The 21,471-nt window shown below is 38.9% G+C and carries 22 protein-coding genes; 7 read left to right on the top strand and 15 right to left on the bottom strand.

Going from position 1 to position 21,471, the window contains the following annotated elements; all coding sequences use genetic code 11:
- The first annotated feature begins 214 nt into the window (after positions 1–214).
- Positions 215–1,447: an aminopeptidase gene (locus J7E66_RS19700; protein WP_215002949.1), complete on the top strand. Its 1,233-nt coding sequence runs from the start codon at positions 215–217 to the stop codon at positions 1,445–1,447.
- Positions 1,448–1,486: 39 nt separating this feature from the next.
- On the opposite strand, the gene J7E66_RS19695 is transcribed toward J7E66_RS19700, so the two are convergent.
- The 3 genes from J7E66_RS19695 to J7E66_RS19685 are packed head-to-tail and all read right to left on the bottom strand — an operon-like array spanning position 1,487 to position 3,715.
- Complete coding sequence (locus J7E66_RS19695; protein WP_215002948.1) at positions 1,487–2,722, bottom strand: hypothetical protein; 1,236 nt, start codon at positions 2,720–2,722, stop codon at positions 1,487–1,489.
- A 13-nt stretch (positions 2,723–2,735) separates the two neighbouring features.
- The gene (locus J7E66_RS19690; protein WP_215002946.1) at positions 2,736–3,122 is read right to left on the bottom strand and encodes a DUF6114 domain-containing protein; all 387 of its coding nucleotides are present in this window, start codon (positions 3,120–3,122) and stop codon (positions 2,736–2,738) included.
- 17 nt (positions 3,123–3,139) lie between these two features.
- Positions 3,140–3,715: a DUF6230 family protein gene (locus tag J7E66_RS19685; protein WP_215002944.1), complete on the bottom strand. Its 576-nt coding sequence runs from the start codon at positions 3,713–3,715 to the stop codon at positions 3,140–3,142.
- A 201-nt stretch (positions 3,716–3,916) separates the two neighbouring features.
- On the opposite strand from J7E66_RS19685, the gene J7E66_RS19680 reads away from it, so the two are divergent.
- The 3 genes from J7E66_RS19680 (at position 3,917) to J7E66_RS19670 (ending at position 6,569) form a co-directional block, all read left to right on the top strand.
- Complete coding sequence (locus tag J7E66_RS19680; protein ID WP_215002941.1) at positions 3,917–5,419, top strand: response regulator transcription factor; 1,503 nt, start codon at positions 3,917–3,919, stop codon at positions 5,417–5,419.
- A gap of 76 nt (positions 5,420–5,495) precedes the next feature.
- Positions 5,496–5,885 carry a large-conductance mechanosensitive channel protein MscL gene (gene mscL, locus J7E66_RS19675; RefSeq protein WP_215002939.1) on the top strand — a complete coding sequence of 130 codons (390 nt, stop codon included), beginning with the start codon at positions 5,496–5,498 and terminating at the stop codon, positions 5,883–5,885.
- 48 nt (positions 5,886–5,933) lie between these two features.
- Positions 5,934–6,569, top strand: coding sequence for a Bax inhibitor-1/YccA family protein (locus J7E66_RS19670; RefSeq protein ID WP_215002937.1), 636 nt, complete (start codon positions 5,934–5,936; stop codon positions 6,567–6,569).
- Positions 6,570–6,626: 57 nt separating this feature from the next.
- Here the strand turns inward: J7E66_RS19670 and J7E66_RS19665 are convergent, their stop codons facing one another.
- The 12 genes from J7E66_RS19665 to safA all read right to left on the bottom strand — a co-directional run bounded on the left by J7E66_RS19665 (position 6,627) and on the right by safA (position 18,899).
- Positions 6,627–8,378, bottom strand: coding sequence for an aromatic amino acid hydroxylase (locus tag J7E66_RS19665; RefSeq protein ID WP_251033016.1), 1,752 nt, complete (start codon positions 8,376–8,378; stop codon positions 6,627–6,629).
- A gap of 43 nt (positions 8,379–8,421) precedes the next feature.
- Positions 8,422–8,949 carry an RNA polymerase sigma factor gene (locus tag J7E66_RS19660; RefSeq protein ID WP_251033015.1) on the bottom strand — a complete coding sequence of 176 codons (528 nt, stop codon included), beginning with the start codon at positions 8,947–8,949 and terminating at the stop codon, positions 8,422–8,424.
- A gap of 87 nt (positions 8,950–9,036) precedes the next feature.
- Positions 9,037–10,371 carry a polysaccharide biosynthesis protein gene (locus J7E66_RS19655; RefSeq protein WP_215002934.1) on the bottom strand — a complete coding sequence of 445 codons (1,335 nt, stop codon included), beginning with the start codon at positions 10,369–10,371 and terminating at the stop codon, positions 9,037–9,039.
- 105 nt (positions 10,372–10,476) lie between these two features.
- The gene (locus J7E66_RS19650; protein ID WP_215002931.1) at positions 10,477–12,231 is read right to left on the bottom strand and encodes an FTR1 family iron permease; all 1,755 of its coding nucleotides are present in this window, start codon (positions 12,229–12,231) and stop codon (positions 10,477–10,479) included.
- Between the two features lie 31 nt (positions 12,232–12,262).
- Positions 12,263–13,555 carry an iron uptake transporter deferrochelatase/peroxidase subunit gene (gene efeB, locus J7E66_RS19645; RefSeq protein ID WP_251033014.1) on the bottom strand — a complete coding sequence of 431 codons (1,293 nt, stop codon included), beginning with the start codon at positions 13,553–13,555 and terminating at the stop codon, positions 12,263–12,265.
- Complete coding sequence (gene efeO, locus J7E66_RS19640; protein WP_215002929.1) at positions 13,556–14,407, bottom strand: iron uptake system protein EfeO; 852 nt, start codon at positions 14,405–14,407, stop codon at positions 13,556–13,558.
- Between the two features lie 143 nt (positions 14,408–14,550).
- Positions 14,551–15,183 carry a response regulator transcription factor gene (locus J7E66_RS19635; protein ID WP_088085790.1) on the bottom strand — a complete coding sequence of 211 codons (633 nt, stop codon included), beginning with the start codon at positions 15,181–15,183 and terminating at the stop codon, positions 14,551–14,553.
- Positions 15,176–16,234, bottom strand: coding sequence for a sensor histidine kinase (locus J7E66_RS19630; protein WP_215002928.1), 1,059 nt, complete (start codon positions 16,232–16,234; stop codon positions 15,176–15,178). Before J7E66_RS19630 ends, J7E66_RS19635 begins: the two co-directional genes overlap by 8 nt.
- Positions 16,231–16,965: a cell wall-active antibiotics response protein LiaF gene (gene liaF / locus J7E66_RS19625; protein ID WP_215002926.1), complete on the bottom strand. Its 735-nt coding sequence runs from the start codon at positions 16,963–16,965 to the stop codon at positions 16,231–16,233. Before liaF ends, J7E66_RS19630 begins: the two co-directional genes overlap by 4 nt.
- Before the next feature lie 156 nt (positions 16,966–17,121).
- A complete protein-coding gene (locus tag J7E66_RS19620) occupies positions 17,122–17,766 on the bottom strand; it encodes a PspA/IM30 family protein (RefSeq protein WP_215002924.1) in 645 nt (214 codons plus the stop codon).
- Positions 17,767–17,787: 21 nt separating this feature from the next.
- Positions 17,788–18,135, bottom strand: coding sequence for a lmo0954 family membrane protein (locus tag J7E66_RS19615; protein WP_215002922.1), 348 nt, complete (start codon positions 18,133–18,135; stop codon positions 17,788–17,790).
- A 149-nt stretch (positions 18,136–18,284) separates the two neighbouring features.
- Positions 18,285–18,899 (bottom strand): SafA/ExsA family spore coat assembly protein, encoded by a 615-nt coding sequence (gene safA, locus J7E66_RS19610; protein ID WP_215002920.1) that lies wholly within the window; start codon positions 18,897–18,899, stop codon positions 18,285–18,287.
- A gap of 119 nt (positions 18,900–19,018) precedes the next feature.
- Here safA and J7E66_RS19605 point away from each other — a divergent pair, with 119 nt between their 5' ends.
- The 3 genes from J7E66_RS19605 to J7E66_RS19595 all read left to right on the top strand — a co-directional run bounded on the left by J7E66_RS19605 (position 19,019) and on the right by J7E66_RS19595 (position 21,436).
- Complete coding sequence (locus J7E66_RS19605; protein WP_215002918.1) at positions 19,019–19,393, top strand: DUF1360 domain-containing protein; 375 nt, start codon at positions 19,019–19,021, stop codon at positions 19,391–19,393.
- 114 nt (positions 19,394–19,507) lie between these two features.
- Entirely contained in the window at positions 19,508–19,654 is a 147-nt protein-coding gene (locus tag J7E66_RS19600) for a hypothetical protein (RefSeq protein ID WP_214715314.1), read from the top strand.
- Between the two features lie 246 nt (positions 19,655–19,900).
- Positions 19,901–21,436, top strand: coding sequence for an FAD-dependent oxidoreductase (locus J7E66_RS19595; protein WP_215002916.1), 1,536 nt, complete (start codon positions 19,901–19,903; stop codon positions 21,434–21,436).
- The last annotated feature ends 35 nt before the right edge of the window (positions 21,437–21,471 follow it).

Below are 21,471 nucleotides of genomic sequence, written 5' to 3'. Positions count from 1 at the left end.
ACTTCATTGTCAGGAATTATTACATTTTTAGTCCTATTTTCCGCAGGTGTTTATTTAAATATAAAAGTATACGGCAGCAAGTTGCAGTAAAGATGAAAATCTTTACTGTTTTTTTGTTTTTATCAGGAATCCTTTTGCTTAATGGCTTTCTGTTTCCTTTTCCAATTGGAAACGCTACAATAAAGGAAGATCCAGATGAAAAGGAGACGTACATATGAGTGAATTTCAAAAAAACCTTGAAAAATATGCTGAACTAGCCGTTAAAGTGGGCGTAAATGTTCAGAAAGGTCAAACCTTAGTCGTAAACGCCACCTTAGATGCGGCCGAATTTGTTCGTCTGATTGTTAAAAAGGCATACGAAACTGGTGCACAAAATGTCATCGTTAACTGGAACGACGATACCGTTACGAGAACAAAATATGACTTAGCTCCCGATGAGGCATTCCTTGAGTACCCTGTTTGGCGTGCCAAAGAAATGGATGATCTAGCCGATCAAGGCGCTGCCTTTATGTCGGTTATTTCGACTAGTCCTGATTTGCTAAAAGGCGTGAATCCAGAACGGATTGCCAACTTCAATAAAGCTGCTGGAAAAGCACTGGCGAATTACCGGAAGGCAGCACAATCAGATAAGGTGAGTTGGACTGTTATTGCAGCTGCCGCGCCGGCATGGGCAGCTAAAGTTTTCCCGGATGAGCCTGCTGAAAACCAAGTAAGCAAACTTTGGGATGCGATTTTCAAAGCCGTGCGTGCAGACGTTGAAAATCCAGTAGAAGCCTGGAAAAAACATGATGAAACCCTTCATGAAAAAGTTCATTATTTAAATGAAAAAAGATACCAAAAGCTCCATTACACTGCCCCTGGTACGGATTTAACAATTGAACTTCCTGAAAAACACATCTGGGTGGGCGCAGGCAGTGTAAATGAGAAAGGCTTCGAGTTTATGGCCAACATGCCGACAGAGGAAGTGTTCACTGTTCCTTATAAAACTGGTGTTAATGGAACAGTTGCTAGCACAAAGCCTTTAAGCTATGGTGGAAATATTATTGACCGCTTTTCGATTACGTTCGAAAATGGAAAAATTGTTGGGGTAAAGGCCGAAGAAGGCGAAGAGATCCTTAAGCGTCTTGTCGATACAGACGAAGGCTCACATTATCTTGGGGAGGTTGCACTTGTACCATATAACTCACCCATTTCCCAATCAAATGTCCTGTTCTTCAATACACTGTTTGATGAAAATGCCTCAAACCATTTAGCGATCGGCAGTGCCTATGCTTTTTGTATCGAAGGCGGCAAGAAAATGTCTTCCGAAGAATTGAAAGAGAACGGTCTGAACGAAAGTATCACTCACGTTGATTTCATGATTGGTTCCACGGAGATGGACATCGATGGAATCACCGCTGATGGCAAAACAGAACCCGTATTTCGAGGTGGAAACTGGGCTTTCTAATCTAAGCACAAAAAGAGCAAGGACTCCCTGCTCTTTTTTCTATGGTGAAAAAATAATGGCTCCCTCCTTTTCCTTTGCAACTTTTTCACGCATTTTATTCAACTGTTCAATTGGATCCTCAGGTACGACTTTTCCTATTAAATCAATAAGACCGAGTGATTTTAATAAACCCTCTTCCAAGCTTTGAAGTTCTTTTGTCAGTGATGTGTCACCTCGGCAGACACTACTCAATAATATTTTCTTTTCAATGGCTTCATCAATTAGAGACAGGGCTAGTTCCTTATTAATTACTCCCTTTGCATCCTCCATTTGTTCACAAACGGATTTTACAATCTGTTCCACCTTTTCCGTAGTTCCGCTGACTACTGGGTCAAGCGACTTTGTTAAAGGCTTAAGTGGATTCAAAACCGTCACAAACTTTTTCGTTGGAGGCTCGAGCTGTTTCAAAACTGGCTCAAACTTTTTTGTTGGAGGCTCGAGCTGTTTCAAAACTGGCTCAAGTGGTTCTGTTACTGGTTCTAAAGGCTTCACTATTGGCTTGAGTGGATCTACTATCGGTTCCAATGGTTTTGGAATTGTTTTCAATGGTTTGGTCACGACTTCAATCACATCTTCAACCGGTTCAGTGATTTTTCCAATCGCATCAGGTGACTCCACTATTTTGGAACCCTCTTCACACGTGAGAGGCATATGTCCACTTGAAATTTTATCAAGCTCTTTATCCAATTGATGAAGTGGAAGAGAGCTTAAATCTTGAATAATTTTCAGCCTTTCGGGCTTGGGTGCAGTTGATTGACCGGAAACCGTATTAAGAACTAACTGCTTAATAATACTATTCTCTGATTCCATGAAATGAGCCACCATGACCACCTGCTCCATCCCAAGCTCTGGAACAGTTTCTGATGCCTTTACACAAGCCCCTTTAAAGACAAAAGCCGATGTATCAACAGTCATATTCCTTACACTAACAGGTCCATTTGCTTTTAAACTAATACTTACAGGACCCTTTGGGGAATTTACCTGCTTGGTTAATTTCATTCCATAAATTATTGCGGATTTATAATGAAAACGCAGCATTAGTTTACCACTATTTGTAGAGGTTTCTTGTTTAATGATGTTTGCAGTCATACCCGAACCAACGACTCGGTCTGCCTCAATTACAAAACCATCTGTAGTTTGTTCTTCCGCCTTAACTGCTCCACCATTAGCGAAAATTGTTAATAACATCAACGGGAGACATAAGCTTAACAAGATCATCTTACTTTTCCACCACATTTTTTGATCTCCTTTAGAAAGTCTGGGCCATTTTTTCCATCTCAGTTGGAGGTGTTACTTTTACTTTGACTGGTGCCAGACTCCAGGCCATCAGCAATGCTCCCCCGAAGATCCCAAATATCGTGCCAAAAAGAAACCCTCCTAATGCTCCAATAACAGAAAGTATTGATAGAAAAATAGTAAAGATTCCTAGAATTTTAGAAGCATTTGGAAAGAATATGGCCACAATTCCAATCAATATAAGTAGTCCGCCAAAAAGTAAGCCTATGATAGCTATCGACCCTGGAAGGAATGTACTTAAATATAGGTTTAAAGGCACCCATGAAATCATGAGTCCGCTGATTATGGTAATCAAAGCACCCCACAGCGGCCGGCTTTTTCGCCATTTAGTAAATCCCATCTACTTTCCTCCATTCCTTATTTCTTATTAATCTTTTCAACTGTCAGCCTCATCCCGTTCATATTAATCGTTTTCTGAAACAGATAGTGTGTTTTAAGCTTTGCATGCTCTAAGGTAATTTTCGAGGAGGTTTGTTGGAATTGTTTTTGCCAATCATCGCTATGATTTTCTTTTAGCGCTAAGTTTTGGAATTTTGCATCGGCTTCAATAAGACTCGCATCGTGCTGCAGTCCGGTAATCTGTACAGGTTTGGAGGCGGTAATCTTGACTCGGATCCAATGTCCGCCCACCTTGAAATCCTTGTATAATTGCAACTTATCAATTGTCAAATTTTCTATTAAATTTGTGCCTTGTGGAGCCGAATCTTCACTGCTTGTTTCACCCATTTTTGGAAAAAAGGTATAGCCATTCCCTTCCAATTTATCAAACTCTACATAAAAGTCGCCCACACCAGCAATTGGGACAGCATATGCTACTCCCGAAATCCCAAATGAGACTAATAGCAGCGTTAATACCAGAATTCCCGACCCTAATGCTGACCAGAAAACCCTTTTACTTGTCATCCCCTCAACAAGCTGAATTGAATTTTCCATAATCGCTCACCTACTTTCTGAATTTTTTAATAATATTCTTTTTAATACCTTACTACGGTTATTTCACCGCCACAATCACGAAATATATCGTATAAAATCTTGTACCCCGTCAAATGTCGGGTACGGATTACTACTACGGACATATCGAAAAAAATTATACCGAAGAATATTAAAACGGTTATTGGTGGAGGTGGAACCAACATGGAGCACAAAGTGGAACAGCTTATTCAAAAAGGACTATCCATTCTTATTGGGCTTAATGAACCATTTATGAAAGAATGGAAGGAAGTTCTATCCACATTAAAATACCGAAAGGACAGTTTAGTGGATGAATTTGATTGTCTAATCCAGATTGCCTTCCAACAAGTACTTAACGATAAAATCCCTAGTGTAGACTCCTTCATTCTTTCCCTGCTTGCTGAATGGAAAAATCGTTTCGCCTCCAAATATGATGAAAATGAGTCAATATTCTTGTTAACAACGATTGAAAATATATTTCAAAAGCTGTTATCTGAAAATAAATCTTCAACATTTCTCGATCATCAGGCAGTCCAATCCTTTTTTTCGAAAATACTTGACCAGACGTTGTTAACACAAGATATAGAAGATCGAAATGAGAAATGGATAAAAACTATTATCGCTACTAACGTCTTTCCAATCAATTGGATAGCTGTCGTTAATAAAGGACAGGATGATTATCGGGTGGATAGTGTTGTCTGTTCTGAACTAAATCAAGTAGATACCCCTTTAATTGAAATGTCCAAAGGTTTAAAGGCAAGTCAAATCGACCACTTATCTACAGCGATTGCCAGACTATTAGGAACAAGCAGCGACGAGGCTTCCATTGTCCAAATTCCTTGTTTGAATGACACCGTGATAATAGGTCTGCTACATAAAGACTATCCTATCAGCAATCATGAAATCGAATTTATTAGGGGGATGTATTTACGCCAGCTAAAACTACATCATCTTGAAAGTAAGATGGAATGGAAAGATGCATCACTTCTCTTCTTACAGCACTTGCTACGTACCCGAGGTGCGGATGAGGCGGTTAAGGCGATTACTAAAGGTTTAGTAGAATATATGCCTTTTAATCGCTGTGCCCTATTTATGTATAATCCATACGAGGACAAAGGAATCGGAGTTTCTGGATATAATGTAAGCAATCCCACTATTCAGCAAATTAGGGAAGAATTATTTAAGCTCCCCCTACTAAAAAAGTATTTTCATACACTAAATCATTCTCAGCCCCTTTATTTTGCAGATGCTGCTGAAGTGTTACCGAAAAAATATGTCCAGGAATATAAATTAAAGTCACTAGTGATATTACCAATATTTGTCCCAACAAAAAGCAAACTGATCGGTATTGCCCTTTTGGACAAAGGGGAAGAGTCTCAATTTAAAGTTTCTATTCAAACCTTGGCCACATTAATAAAATTTGGGCATTATGCAGGGGAATTGCTTTTTTCTATTGGAGATGAGGCACTTCAACAATTTACGAACTCCAATGGCGTCTTAACACAACGTGAGAAAGAAGTTTTAAAATTGATCGCCGAGGGTGCATCTATCAATGAGGCTGCAACGGTTCTTCACCTAAGCAGCTATACGGTTCGTGATTATATTTCTATCATCATTCAAAAATTAGCTGCAAAGAACCGGATTGATGCAGCAGTAAAGGCAATAAAGATGAACTTAATTTCATGATAAATTGTTTGCTATTTTACTTGGTTTATCGTTATAATGTACAATTAAATAAAAGTGAGTTTGGAGGATATTTTTTATGTGGAATGAATTTAAACAGTTTGCCATGAAAGGCAATGTCATCGATTTAGCAGTCGGTGTCATTATTGGCGGAGCATTTGGGAAAATCGTTTCTTCTTTAGTCGCTGATGTCATCATGCCACTGTTTGGATTATTAATTGGAGTAGGCACCTTTTCTAAACTTGCATATGGAAGTATAAAATACGGTCTGTTTATTCAAACAGTTGTTGATTTCTTTATAATAGCTTTTTCCATTTTCCTTTTTATAAAGTTTCTTAACCGTTTTAAAAAGAAAGAGGAACCAGCAGCGGTTGTTGCGAAAGTGGACCGAACGGAAGAGCTTTTAGCAGAAATTCGCGATTTATTGAAAGAAGATAAAGATTTTTTAAGAAAAAATGAAACATCTTGACCATATCATCGTATATGTTAGTAATAAATAATTTTTGAGGTGAAAAATTTGTATACTCAAACATCTACTGAATTTTTGCCATCTGTTTTACGAACATTTGCCCTTTCGCTTGCGATTGCTTTCTTGGGTACAATGGCAGGAGTATTTGTTCCATCTAGCCTATTTATGCCATTAGCTATTTTAGAATTTGTCATGCTCATGGTTGCCTTCTTTTTCAGACGCAAAAAGGCAATTTCTTATTCATTCTTATACATTTTTACATTTATATCTGGAATAACCCTTTATCCAATCGTAGCTTATTACTTAGCTACAGCAGGTGCAAACGTGGTGGTTATGGCATTCGCCAGTACAACGGTTGTTTTTACAGGTGTTGCTATTTATGCGACTAAATCAAAACAAAACTTCTCCTTTTTAGGAGGATTCCTGCTTGCTGCCTTGCTTGCATTAGTGGCCATTTCCATTTTTAATATCTTCATTCCATTAGGCTCTACAGGGATGCTTGCGTACTCCTTTATCGGCGTATTAGTATTTAGCGGGTATGTCCTCTTTGATTTCAGCCGAATGAAGCATTACGGGGTAAGACCGGAAGAAGTTCCATTGATGGCATTGAACCTATACTTGGATTTTATTAACCTTTTCGTCAGCATCCTTCGTATTTTGGGGATTCTATCTAGTAAAGACTAGCAGCTTGAATTAGGTCAGTATATAAAAGGAGCTTGGGTATCCAAGCTCCTTTTACGTTTAGCTATTATATATTAACGTGAATCCACGCTGAATCACCTGCTTTATTGATTTTTCCCAGTTTTTTTTCAGTAACATTTCAGTTATACGCTTAACGTTGGGATGGCTGCCATTGTGCCTCTTATAGAGTTCTAGTATTTCAAGCCTCAATAGCCACTCATTGGGGTACTGCTGATCCAAGGTTGATATTACTTTTTCCAAGCTGGACCAACTCTGTTCATTCCACACCGGACTCTCACGTAAACTGCGGATTTCCTCATATAGCTTTTCTAGTTGATTCCAACTCTGCTGCCCTACTGTTTCCTCTACAACATTTGTTTCCTCTATTGCTGGCCAGTCAAAGTAACCGTCTGGATCAGCCGCGCCTGCAAAAACAGAGGTAATTTCTGCTCCCACCGCCATATCATAGGTCCCCCAAGATGGTTCAAAAAGGACTTGATCCTTGAATTTTACTTGGCAATCCTTAAATGAGATTAAGATTGGCTTACCTGCTGCAGACAACAAAATAGTCTTCACGGTTCCCTTTACATTGACACCACTTTCAAATTTCAAATCTGCTTCGCTTCCTTCAATAATGCCTAAATCCTTTAATTGATCAAGCGAGCTATTCTCAATTACCATCTTTCCTTCAAGTCTTCCTATTGGTGTCCCAAAGCCTTTATGATGTGTCTCTTTGCCATGGTCCACTAATTGTTTCTGATCAATCGATAGTGCTGTAGGTCCCTTTGTTCTAATATAAACAGCTTCCCCTTTATCATCCTTCAAAATCGTTGTTAGTGTGGCGGTCACTTGCAACCCTGAAGAGAAGACAACAGTTGCGAGATTATCAGATTGCAAAGCTTTTTCTAGGCTTTCCGTTCCACCTTTTTGAAATGCCATGGTAGAAGCAAATTGATCAATAGCCGCTGCCAGTTCATCAAAGTTCTTACAAACAAATAGTTGCGGCTGCGGCTTCGTGACATCATATGGTGTCTTAATACATTCTTCTACTGAGAATGGGATCTTTTTGACATCATCAGCAAGACAACTTTGACTCTCACCTACTGATGATAGTAGGCCAGCTCCATAAATTTTCGGATTCTTTAGGTCACCAACTAATCCATATTCTACCGTCCACCAAAAAAGCCTTGAAACTTGATCGGCCTCTGATAGACCTTTGACCTTCTTTCTAGCTTCTGCTACCAGTCTTTCTGCCTCTTTAACCTGCTCTGGTGTAGAATTTGGATCTTCGGCAACAATCGTTAAATGACGAACTGCTTTAAATACCTCTAGCTTCTCTTTACTTGAGAGTGCTTTTGCTCCCATTTCGCCGATTTTCTTAACAAATTCCCGATATGATTTATCTAATAAAATGGGTGCGTGTCCAGCTGCCTCATGGATCATATCCGGTGCAGGGGTATAGGCAATATTTTGTATTTTTCTTATTTCCGTTGCAATTGGTAAAATACAATTTGCCAAAAACCCATAAAACGCTGTGCCAGGAATTAACCCAGCAATCGTGACGGCCCCCCAGCCCACTTTGGCTAGACTGGTATTCATGTCATTTACTTTTGGAATCGATTCTGTTTTAATTCCTGAATCGTTTAGGCCATTCACATATGCAGGATGGGCGATATCTTTTAAAAAGTAATGATTTTGTTTCATGACAAAACGCCATACCGCATGATCGATAGGCGTATAACGGTTATAATATTGCTTTGAAATATACGGAAGTAACTGTACTGGAGACCTTTTTGTTTCATTTCCTGTCATCTTCAACATTCTCCTTTGCAAAGAATATTCTTTGATGAAGCAATTATGCGAGTGATTGCATTTTTGGGCGAAGTCTCTCCTTCGCTCTTTTCATTCTTGTTTTTACTGTCGACATTGGCAGATTACTTTTCTTCGCGATTTCAATGAGTGAGAAATTTTGATAGTAATAAAGATAAATAGGATAACGGTAAATTTCCGGTAATAGGTTTACCTTTTCAGCCATCTGTTCAGCAGAAAATTTATGTAAGACTTCCTCTTCTGGAATGACGCTTGGTTCGAATGAGGCTGAATAAGAATAAACTCCTTCCTTCCAAAATTGCTTAGATTTATTTTCCTTCCGCCAATAATCACGGCATTTATTGATTGCAATCGTAAAAAACCATCCTTTGTATTTAGTTTGCTCTTTAATTGAAGGATATGCTAAATAAGCTGAGAGTAATACCTCTTGATAGATGTCCTCTGCAAGTTCTTTATGCTTCACTAAAGACAAAATATATTTATAAATGGATCTTCCATGTTCCATTACCACTTCTTCAAATGATGGGACAATTCCAGCTAGCATGTTCTCCATCCTTTCCATCTTTAAAATGATCTTCATTCTATTAGACGGAATTAACAGTATTCCCCCCTACAGTAATACAGAAAATTTCTCAGGAGTTTATCGCTCAGTAGTATTTTGAATGAAGCCTTTCATAAAAATACTGACGCCAATTTTCTTGCAGATCGTTAGATAATGCATGAGGGCTAACAAAACAGCGCCTGTATTCATTCCAATAATAACGCCATTCATTCTCCATTCAGGCATGGCTGCAAGCAAAAGAATGAGTGAAAAAGAGATGATCGTCGACCAAATGATATGAATGAATGTCTCTTTAAGTAGATTAAGTCCAAACAAAAAGGCCTGCATCGGCATGATAAAAAAGTGAAATAAGAAATATGGCCAGAGTAATTGTAAAAATAGGGCAGGTGTTTCTGATTTAAAAAATAGCGACGTTAACTCGGGTGCAAAGAAGTAGAAAATAGCTACGGATATGACCCCATATACAAAGGTTAGCTTCATCACCTGTAGAAGCATTTTTTGGAGCCTTTGGTAATCACCCTCTGCGTATGTCTTGGACACAGCTGGGATTAGAACGACCATTAACGAGTGAGCAATAAAACCCGGAAAAAAGCCTATCGAAATGGCCACCCCCATCAGCATTCCAAATTGCTCTGTCGCTAATGTATCGCTCAAGCCAGAGCGAACCAAAGCTGCCTTAATGATAAAGGGCTGTATGGCACCAGTAAAAGCTGAAAACAAGCGAAGACCTGTTGTTGGAATCGAAACTGCCATTAGATTTTTCTGAACTACCTTACGTTTCATATTAGAAAATGGCTGTCGCTTCAATTGCTGAAATTGGATAATAAACATGTATATTAAATAAAGGAACACAACTATCTCGCTTCCTATAAACGTACCAATCGCGATTAACACTGACTCAGCTGTGTCGAAAGCAAAGAAACGGAAAAGGAGGAACAGTCCTCCGAGTTGAATCGTTTTCCTTAAAAAATTTGAGACTGCTATTTTCCCCATTTGCTGCTTACCCATAAAATATCCCCTCGCGACGGAGGTGAAAGAAATGATGGGTATTAAGATCAAAACAAGCCATCTTACGTATGGATGATATTTGTCAAACACAGGAATAAACGGAATGATTACAGTAGCTGCTAAAAAAAGGACAGCCGAGAACACAATCGTAATCGTAATCGCATGATGAAGGATATTTCGGTGATAACGGTCTTCTCTTTCAGCAATAAATTTTGAAATCGACACAGGCAACTCAAAGCTGGATAGTAACACAATAAAAAAGATCGATGGCAAAATGGACATATACAGACCTAGTCCGTGTGGTCCTAACTCTCGAGCAAGAATCATATTTACTAAAACTTCAATACCTTCCCCCAAAAAAGCAGCTACAGCTAAAAAGAATATCCCCTTATAATAAATAGCCAATTTTTTCTCCTCCATACTCATCTCACTTTTATAAACTTATGAGACAAGTTCTTTGATTATTAGAGAAAATTTTTTAAGAGAACGAAAAAAAGGGCTCGCAGCCCTTTAAACGTTCACCATTACTGTTTTTTTTCTAATCATCCATGTTAATAAAATAATAGCCATGACTAATATTAACTGTGTAATCGTCGTTTCCCAGGTTGGATTTAATCCGATCCAATCAATAAACGGAAACTGATGTACAGTGCTAGTCGGCAGCACATTCGAAATTTGCAAAGCATGGATACTAATACCAAGAATTTTAAAGGCTAAGAAATAGATAAGAATGGTTGCAGCCTTAAAAAATAAGCGAATCGGAATTTTTACACTGTAGTAGATAATTGCAAAACCAACAATAACTAGGATTCCTACTGCAAGGATTACACCCAAAACCAGTTGCTGCAAGCTTATATAGGGCGTGATTCCTGTATAGAATATGATCGTCTCTGCCCCTTCACGGAAAACTGACAGAAAACTAATCAGTGCAAATGAAAAAAGACTTCCTCTGGCAATCGCTTGCTCCATTTGTTGATTAATATATTTATTCCAGTTCCCGATACTGGATTTATTGTGGAGCCATGCCCCAACGGTTAACATCATAATGACAGCGACAACCCCAGTGATTCCCTCAATATATTCTCGGCTAGAAGCAGCAACTATTCGTGAGAATACAATATTGATAATAATGGCCAGAACAGCACTCGCAAGAATCCCTGCTCCAACACCTGCCCAAATCCATTTCTGTTTTGAGCCCTGACCCATTTTCTTCAGAAAGGCAAGCAATGTGGCTACGATTAATAACCCTTCTAACCCTTCACGTAACAAAATTAATGCGGCATCCCATAAAGAATAATCAGTTTTACTAATTAACGGCGCTAGACGAGAATTTAATTCCTTTACGATCTCCTCTGCTTTTGGACCATCAACTTTTGCAGAGTTTATAAGACTAATAGCTGTAGGTATTTTTGTTTCAACATCACTATACAACTTACTGTCTCTTGTCTGAACATCCCCTTCAATCATTGGCCAAATGTTTAGTATTTTAGTTAACTGGTCAGAAGCACTCTTATAGTTTTCTTTTGCAATCTGTGTTTCTGCATTACTCAATAATTTAGTTAGATCGGTTAGTGAATAATCCCCTTTAACCTGAGTAGAAACCTTACCAGCCAAGAAATTTTCCACTTCACTTGATAGCTTTTCGACATTTGCTTTGGCCTTCTCTAAATCTGCGGGATTCTGTGTAATCGCAATTCGGATCAATGCCATGTATTTTTCAATGTTACCGTAGGCGACAATACTTTCATCATGAACCGTTTTTTCTGAGGCATTCCATTTATTTAACAGCGTTTGATATTGGGCTTTCAAAACAGACTGATTCCCATCTTCAATCGATTGTTTCAAGGTGGCGATGAGCGGTTTCAGCTGTTTTACTTGCTCTTTTCCTTTTTCTTTATCCGGTGGATTTTGTTCTTGGTCATAAAGAACCACTGCACTTGATAAAGAGGAAAGACTCTTTGAAAGAACCTCTTTTTCCACATTCTCTTTGGCTAGTAAACTTTGAACCTTATTAAGTTCTTGTTCAACCTTCTTAGCCTGTTTACTATCTTCTTTCTTAATCGATGCCCATTCGTTAGCAAACAGCTCCATATTTCTCATAACTGCTGAATGGTCGCCATCTTTGGCTTTCATTAAGCTATCTCCGATTAGAACGAAAAGCTCATCATGATTCACAGCCGCTTTCACTGGCTGGACTGTTTGAAAAAGAATGAAAAACATCATTAATAATAATATAGATTTACTTTTTGTCTTAAATCGTCGCATGCGTCTCTCTCCTCTAATGAAAGGAAAAACCTTAGTTAAAAAGTGTTTCTCCTATAAAACCACCTGATTTCGTTCCTGGTAAACAAGCAAAGATGGCACTTCCTCTATGGGATATATATTCATTTAATTTATCCATCTTGGCCAATCTATTTTGTATAGGGATAAATTGTTTACTAGGAGCACGTTGGAAGCATAAGAACAATAGACCCGCATCAAAGCTGCCGGTTTTCAAATCCATTCCATCCGAATAAGAATAGGCCCTGCGCAGAATCTGCTGGGAACCGTCCCCATGGGATAAGCGTGTATGCGAATCGGCAGGAATGCTATATTCGCCTTTTTCATTTTTTTGCTTCAAATCAAGTTTTTTAAATTCATTTTTTTGCCCAATTGGTGCACCATTTTCACGATAACGGCCAAAGGTATTTTCTTGATCTTTTAATGTTGTACGGTCCCAAACTTCAATAAACATTTGAATTCGACGGACAACAAGGTAACTTCCATTCACTAACCAATTAGGGCCATCCCCAGGCTGAACCCAAACCTGCTTGTTCATTTGTGATTCATTGTTTACATCAGGATTAGCTGTCCCATCTTTAAAGCCAAACAAATTCCTTGGCGTTTCACCTTTAGGGTCTGCTTGTTTCGTGCGTTGAAACCCTGTTTGTGCCCAGCGTAAAATCGCCTTCCCTCTTGCAATTCGAATCAGATTTCGAACCGCGTGAAAGGCTACTTGCAAATCATCGGCGCAGGCTTGAATACAAATGTCGCCTCCGGTCCATTCTTCTTCCAGCGCATCTAGCGGAAATTTAGGAAGGTCAACTAATTCTTTAGGCTGCTTATGTTTTAGACCAAACCTGTCTTGATTGTCTTTTACAAATAGGCTTGGACCAACCCCAAATGTAATAGTTAAATTAGAAGCAGATAACCCAGCGGCCTCCCCCGTATCTTTTGGCGGGAGGAACTCATTACTCGATAAATCCCCGACTGCTTTCCCTTCAGATAACAATGCTGCGGCTTTTGTCCAATCCTTGAATAATTGAACCAAATCTTCCTTTTTCGAGGTGGTCACATCCAAGGAAACAAAATAAACATGGTTTTGTGTTTTTGTCGTAATGCCACTTTGATGTTTTCCATAGAAGGGCACGATCTCATGGTCATCTTTGGTGGTAGCTTTGCTCTCAGAAATCGAAAGCAAACTACTGAGTCCTGAAGCGCCCAGAATTACTCCGACACCGCCAACACCGGCCGTTTTTAAGATATCTCTTCTCGAAATCTTATTTCCGATTGATATAGATTCATCGATGATGTTTTTATTCTTTGCCAATTAAGACGCCTCAGTAACAAGTCCTATTTGAGAGAGTGGTTCAGCTAGTGCGTCAATCGCCTGGCTTAGTTCTTTAACCTGTGCTTCCGTTAAATCAGTATAGAGCTTATAGCCTTCGCCTTTTTTATGCTGGTTTAGTAGATTATAAACATCATTGAAACGCGCTTCTATTTCTTTTGAAACGTCCTCATCTTTTTTCTTTAATGCTGGATTTAAAAGCTGATAAATCTTTTCTGCGCCCTGTACATTAGCAGCAAAATCATACAAATCTGTATGGGAATAACGATCCTCTTCGCCTGTTACCTTGGAAGTAGAAACCTCATTTAATAGATCAACTGCTCCGGTTATTAATAATTCAGGTGTCACTTCTACGGTATCTACCTTTGCACGTAAAAGATTGACATCTTTCATTAACTGCTCAGCATATTGTTCATATCCTTTGGTCGTTTTGTCGATCCATAGGCCCTTTTCTATCCGGTGGTAGCCGCCCCATTCCGCTTCCGGGACATCTCCTTCTCGTGCATCAATCTTCGGGTCAAGGTCGCCGAACACTTCCGCAATTGGTTCGGCGCGCTCATAGTGCATCCGTGCGGGACCATAAAGAGCTTTAGCCTTTTCTATATCTCCATTTTTAACAGCGATTGTAAAGGCATCTGTTGCCTTAACAAATTCTTCAATTTCTCCTAAGGCATATGTCCTATAATCATCTGTGACCCCAGTAAGTGCAGCCTGACTTGTAACTACTTTGTCTTTTACCTTTTCTGTAGTTGCTGTTTTCTCCGTATTATTTGAACATCCAAATAGTAGACTGCTAGATATAATTAGAGTGCCTGACAATTTTAATAGTTTCATTTATGTAATCCTCCAGTATCTATAATAATGATAATCATTTTCATTTATATAATAACAGCAAATGAGAAATGTTTTCAATTATATTTTTGAAATTTTATAAAAAAAAGAAAAAAGACCTTCCTATTTAGGAAAGCCTCCGAAATTTATTTAATTAATGAATGCTTAAATGCATAAATAACCGCTTGCGTTCTATCTTGGACGTTCAACTTGCTCAAAATATTACTGACATGGGTTTTGACGGTTTTGAGGGCAATAAATAACTCATCAGCAATGTCTTGATTGGTTTTGCCTTCTGCCATTAATAATAATATTTCAATTTCACGGGTGGTAAGGTCTTCGTGTGGCATATGTGTATTTTTTTGGCGCATTTTCACCATCATTTTTCCGGTTACTTCCGGTTCAAGGACTGATTGTCCATGGTATGTAGCACGGACTGCATTGGCAATTTCACCCGCTTTAGAGGTCTTCAGCATGTAGCTGGTTGCCCCTGCTTCAAGTGCAGGATAAACTTTTTCATCGTCCAAAAAGCTTGTCACGATTATGACCTTTGCTTCCGGCCACTGTTCAATGATTTGCTTTGTGGCTTCAATCCCGTCCATTTCCTTCATCACTAAATCCATTAGAATGATATCAGGGCGAAGTTCGAGGGCAAGCTCCACACCTTTTTTTCCATCGTCAGCTTCTCCAACTACCTCAATGTCTGGCTGCGCTGATAAATAAGAAGAAACTCCGATTCTAACCATTTCATGATCATCAACAAATACGACTCTAATCATTGGCACCATCTCCATTAATCATCACCGGAACCTTCACTTCCAGCCTTGTTCCTTGATTTTTTACACTAACAACTTTTAACGTGCCGCCTACTTCTACTGCACGCTCATGCATATTTTGCATTCCATAGGAACCTGCTTTCATCTCGTTTACATTAAAACCTATTCCGTCATCAATAATCCTTAAGATGACAAGATCATCCCGTTTCACCATCAGAACTTCGAGTTTATTGGCTTTCGAATGTCTTAACGTATTTGAGATCGACTCTTGGAGGATACGGAAAAGATGATCCTCTACTCCTTTATCTAACGGAAAAACCTCTGTCTTCCATTTAATATCCATCTCAACCTTTTGTGATAATTCGATTAATAACTCTTCAATTCCTTCTTGAAGTGTTTTATTTTTTAAGGCAACGGGCCGTAAATGTAAAAGCAGGGCACGCATTTCCAACTGTGATTGGTGAATCATTTCTTCGACTAATTTCAATTGTTTCGCTTCGCGGTCATTTTCTACTGGTGATTGCTGTTTAGTTTCGTTGATTGCTGACATCATCATCGAAGCAGCAAATAATTGCTGACTGACAGAATCATGCAGTTCACGGGCCAATCGGTTCCGTTCCTGTTCAATAATTTCTTGGATTCTTCCTTCAAGGTCTTCCACCTTTTCAGTGGCTAATCGCTGCGAAAGCTTCGCTTGTTCAGCCATTTGTTTGCCTATTTTCTCAATTCGGTTTGCAATGAGCTGCATTTCTGAGATAGCAGGTTTCTCCTTAACTACTTCTATTTGTTTTCCTTCCTCTAATAAATGCAAGGAGTGTTCAATGGATAGAAACTGCCTTCTCCAAAACACCCCAGAGACTGCACCTAAGAGAACCCCAACGGCAATGCTAAAAGCAGGGATAAAGATTACAAACGGAACATTCATGAAATGTTTACTCCACAATTCCGCCCAACTGCTTAGTGGGAATACGAAGATAAAAATGGCACTGACAATAATCGCAAGGAAAAAGGAAAAGCCAACACTCCAGAAAATTTTACGCTGGGTTGTGCTCATATCCGGCTCACCTCTAAATTTCCAACCATGAGCGAGGTGAAAATTTTCACTTTGTGCTCAGCTGTCTCATATCCTGGTGTTTTTAGGTGTAATACTCGATTGAAAAGTTTAGAGTCGTGGTGCTCGAAAACAGTCGCTGAACCCATGATGCATGAATGCTGGACACTAACATCAATATCATAAGGAACAAGGATTTGAATATTCCCAATCAGATTGCGAATAAAGATAACCGTTTCCCCTTTAGGCAGCATCGTAAAGCTCAGATCAATGATGGTATCACCGATCCCTGCCTGGATATTTACATCATTCCATTCGTAGGCACCTGGGGGGGTCTTTTGCTGACCAAGGACGATATTTTCAAATAGAGGTTCTGACTTTATCATTGTTTCTTCATGGGAGGTTGGTTCGATTTCCGTGATTTCAGGTGAGATTTTCTTTGGTTTCTTTTTGGCATTTAAAAATTGAATAAAAAAGTGCAGTAATATCGCAACTAGTAAAAACTTAAACGTCATCATATTTAAGAGACTAAGGACTAAGAAAATAATCCCGCCGATAAAAAGTATTTTCCCCTTCTTTTTCCCCGATCGTTTGCGGCCGAGGTAAATCATGCCTCCAGAGATAAAAAGAGAGAAAATTAGCCCCCTGTTAAAAAATAGTATTTCCATGACTAAAATGATCGCACCGATAATGACCAGCCAGCCTATATAATCATTTTTAGTATTTTTAAACATGGTCCACCCTCCCTTATAATCATCTGGATAACTCTTTTAATACTTTGTATTACTATTGTTTATGGCCAAAAGGCGCAGAAATCCTACGCCTTTAGTGTCTAGCTCCAGCGCCTAGGGGCGCTTCCGCTTTTTTATTTAGCATACCATGTTTTGTATTTAAATGGACTTGCTTTCTTCCAATTTCATTTCTTTTTCTAGTTGTGCGACACGAGCATCGATCGTATTGCGATAGTATGAGCTATTCACTTGATGCTCTAAGCGATCAAGATAGTTTTCAATATCTTTAAACTTCGAGTAGGATTTATCTGAATACGTATTAGAATCAAGCACCTGGTTGATTTGGAGGTTCGCTCGTGTTACATTTTCACGGCCCATTAATTCCATCCGTCTTAGGTGCATATCTTTTAGCTTGTGCTTCATTTCTTCATACTTTCTTTCTAATTCTACTAATTGACTCTTTACTTGTTCAAGTGATGCACCCAAGCGGCTTGCACGATCTGCATATTGCTGATGCTCTGCTGAGGCAAACTGATATAGTTCTGATTCGTCTGCTTTAGAAGCAATTTCAGCTTGGTACTTTCTTTTTTCAGCTAACTGGGACGCTTGCTGATATTCTCTTGTAAATTCATCTTTCAGTGTGTATTGACGTTCTAATAGCTTTCTAACTTTCTCTGTTTCCTGCTCACACTGGCGTAGGTATTGATTTAATAAAGCAATTGGATTTTGTTTATCTTTTTGATCAAGTGCCTGGTGTAAATCTGCTGTAATCGTATTTTTAATTCTTGTAAATAAGTTTGTCATGTTCATTCTCTCCTTTATTTCTTAATAATTTTTCAATTCATTCCACTGTTTTTCAAAATTAACAAATGGGTCATTTTCATCCTTCACGGTTGTGTGCTTTTTCTCATTCCATTTTTTATAAACAAGGTATAACACATAAGCTGCTGCAACCCCTATAATTGCTGGAGCGTTATGAATGGATACGATGAGGACAATGAATCCAATGATCCCAAGCCCAATTTTTCCTCCTTTCGATTCAGCTTTTAAGAACTGTTTGAATATGAAGTATAGGAGTACTAAGCTGACGAGTAACCCCACCATTGGACCAATTGTGGAAAGCAAGATCATCGCTGCAATTCCACCTGCTAACAGTAAACCAAATTTTTTCATTTTGTTTTGCTCCTTTCTTTATCTTGATTTCATCTTACCTCTTTTCATTGTTTATCATAATTGCGCTTGAGCTTGATTTTCATATCGGTCCTAAGACGTAGAAAGGGTCAGCCCCTAAGCGAAATGCTTAAGAAACTGACCCTTTTATCTTACTTAGAAATAAACATCTGTACCCAATAGTGTCTATTTGAGCCACCCTGTGCGTAGCCAACCCCAATATAGGTAGATCTCGTGCTTAAAATATTTGCCCTGTGACCGGAGCTATTCATCCAAGCTTGAACGACTGAAGCCGGTGTCGTTTGCCCTGCTGCAATGTTTTCAGCAGCTGAGCGGTAGGAAATCCCAAAGCTTTTCATCATTGCAAACGGACTGCCATACGTTGGACTGGTATGACTGAAATAGTTTTTATCTCTCATGTCATTGGCTTTATAACGAGCCACCCTTGAGAGCTCCCAATCAGGTGTTAATGCCTTCAAACCATTTTTTGCACGCTCCTGATTGGTTAACTGGATTACCTGACTTTCCGTACTTTTTACAGCATCGAAACTTGGGATAGAAACCTTTTGACCTGGATAAATCAAATTTGGATTCGAAAATTGTCGGTTTGCCGAAATAATTTCGGAAATTCCAACTTGATACCTAACTGCGATTTTCCAAAGTGTGTCCCCCGGCTGTACGGTGTAAATTTGCTGGGCAAAAGACACACTCGGAATACAGAATAGTGATAATAAAAACAGAAAACTAAACCAAAAAGATTTTTTCATTTTTTCGCCTCCTCCGAATATATAATTTTGATTTCAGGCTCAAAATATACAGGGAAATGAAAAATAAAATGGAGCTGTCCATTAGGGAGAGACCAAGTGGATATTGGAGGATTGAAAACGTGGAAGATATCTCATGGATGACCTATATCATGTTAATTCTAGCGAGCTACCGTTTAACTCATTTAATTGTCTTTGATAAAATTACTGAATTTATCCGTAAACCTTTTGTTAAGAAAGTAAAAGTAGAAACGGACGATGGAGTGGAAACCAAGGAAGTTCCAACATCAATGTTTGGTTATTTATTGAAATGTTATTGGTGCGCTGGTGTTTGGAGCGCTATTTTACTTGGGGGTGCATATTTGCTCTTTCCGCGTATTACCTATGTGGTTATTTTAATTTTCTCGATTGCCGGCGGCCAGTCCATTATCGAAACCTTTGTCGGCGTCAATATCAAAAAAGTTGACTACTATGCCGCACTTAAGAAAAAAGACTAATAAAAAATAGTATATTTCCATCAGTGATTCATAGGAAAAATCCTCCCCCCTTATGCATATATTTTTAGAAAAGCTTAAGAAATGATTGCTTAAGCTAGACAAAGGGGGAATACAATGTCTGCAATTTGGTGGGTCACAACGATTGGTTTTGTCTTATTTCTTGGCTGTATTGGAGGAACATTTTTCCATTTCGTTAGAAGCGCCTTAAATACTGAAGACTCTACCCGTATTGATCCATTAAAAATTGATAAAGAGGAATGATTCTTTCTTATTAAGTTAAAGCCAAGTTTAAGGTTTGTCATATGCGTCGGCATCTTGCTAAGTTAATTCAGATTCTGTAGACTACGGGTTCATCATTATTTAACCTCCTAATATATAACGGGAAGAACCATGCATAACGCAAGGTTCTTTTTTTGCGACTAAGGAAATATTTCCATACTTACATTAATTTTATCACTTTTGGAAAAATTAAATATGATGTCATTTTTTTAGGCTGGAGGAGTATATATGAGTTCATCTGAAAAAATCCCAAAATTCCCAAAAACGTATTGGCGTGAAATAGAATTACCTGCTTTTAATTCATTAGAACAAGATCTTTCTGTGGATGTTGCAATTGTTGGTGCCGGGATATCTGGAATTACCGCTGCCTATTTGCTGTCAAAGGAAGGCTTAAAGGTGGCCCTCTTAGAAGCAGGCAGTGTCTTGAATGGGACTACTGGCCACACAACTGCAAAATTAACAGCACAGCATAGCATTATTTATGATGAATTAATAAATCATTTTGGAATAGAAAAAGCTCGGCTTTATTATGAATCACATATGAATGCCATTCGATTTGTCGAAAGCTGCGTAGAGGAAAAGGGAATTGATTGTGATTTCAGTAAGCAAGACGCTTATGTTTATGCAACAACGGATGAGTATGTCGACAAACTTAAAACGGAATGGGAAGCATATAAAAGTCTAGAAATCGATGGGGCTTTAAAGGATACGATCCCCTTTAAAATTCCTGCAAAAGGTGCTCTCATGATGCGCAATCAAGCGCAATATCATCCCCTTAAGTTTCTAAAAGCACTTCTAGATGATGCGGTTAAGGCGGGCTGTTTTGTTTATGAGAATACAGTCGCTTCAGACATTGAGGACGATGATTCGGAACCAAAAATTGTTACTAAGTCTGGACATAGAGTATCATGCAAGCATGTGATTATTGCCTCCCATTTCCCTTTTTATGATAAACCAGGGCTTTATTTTGCGAGAATGTATGCGAGCAGGTCTTACGCAATCGGGATAAAAACCGATAAGGACTACCCTGGTGGCATGTATATCAGCGCCGATAACCCACCTCGATCGATTCGTTATACACCTCTTAATGGGGAAAAGGAAAAGTTATTGATCATCGGTGGTGAAAATCATAAAACGGGGCAAGGAATGGACACGCTGAAGCATTATGAAGCACTCGAAACGTTTGCTGAAGAGGTTTTTGGGATTAAAGAGTACGATTATCGCTGGTCTGCCCAGGATATGGTTACACTGGACAAACTTCCATATATTGGACATTACACGGAAGGCCGTGAGAATGTTTTAGTGGCCACAGGTTATAAAAAATGGGGGATGACAACAGGGATTCTCGCAGGTCACTTGTTGACCGATTATGTTATGGAAAGGGACAACCCATATATGAAGCTCTATACACCGTCCCGATTCCAAGCTGATCCCGACTTAAAGAGTGTCATCACAACCAATGCAGATGTGGCTAAACATCTAATTAAAGGCAAACTTGAGTATACGGATAAGTCCACAGATGATTTACAGGTGGGTGAAGGCTCTGTTGTCATGTATAACGGAAAAAAGGCCGGCGGCTATAAGGATGAAAACGGTAAACTTTATGTTGTCGACACCACCTGCACCCATCTTGGCTGTGAGTGTGAATGGAATCATGCTGAAAAATCTTGGGATTGCCCATGCCACGGTTCTCGCTATGCATATTCAGGCGATGTTATCGAGGGCCCCGCTAAAAAAGCACTCAAATTACTTGCTGAAGAGTGATTTTCGTCGTGTTCAACAAGAATCTACAAATGTGG

This window comes from Bacillus sp. ISL-7, assembly GCF_018613065.1.
The sequence above is the reverse complement of the archived record's forward strand: the minus strand, read 5'-3'. Positions and strand labels throughout refer to the sequence as shown.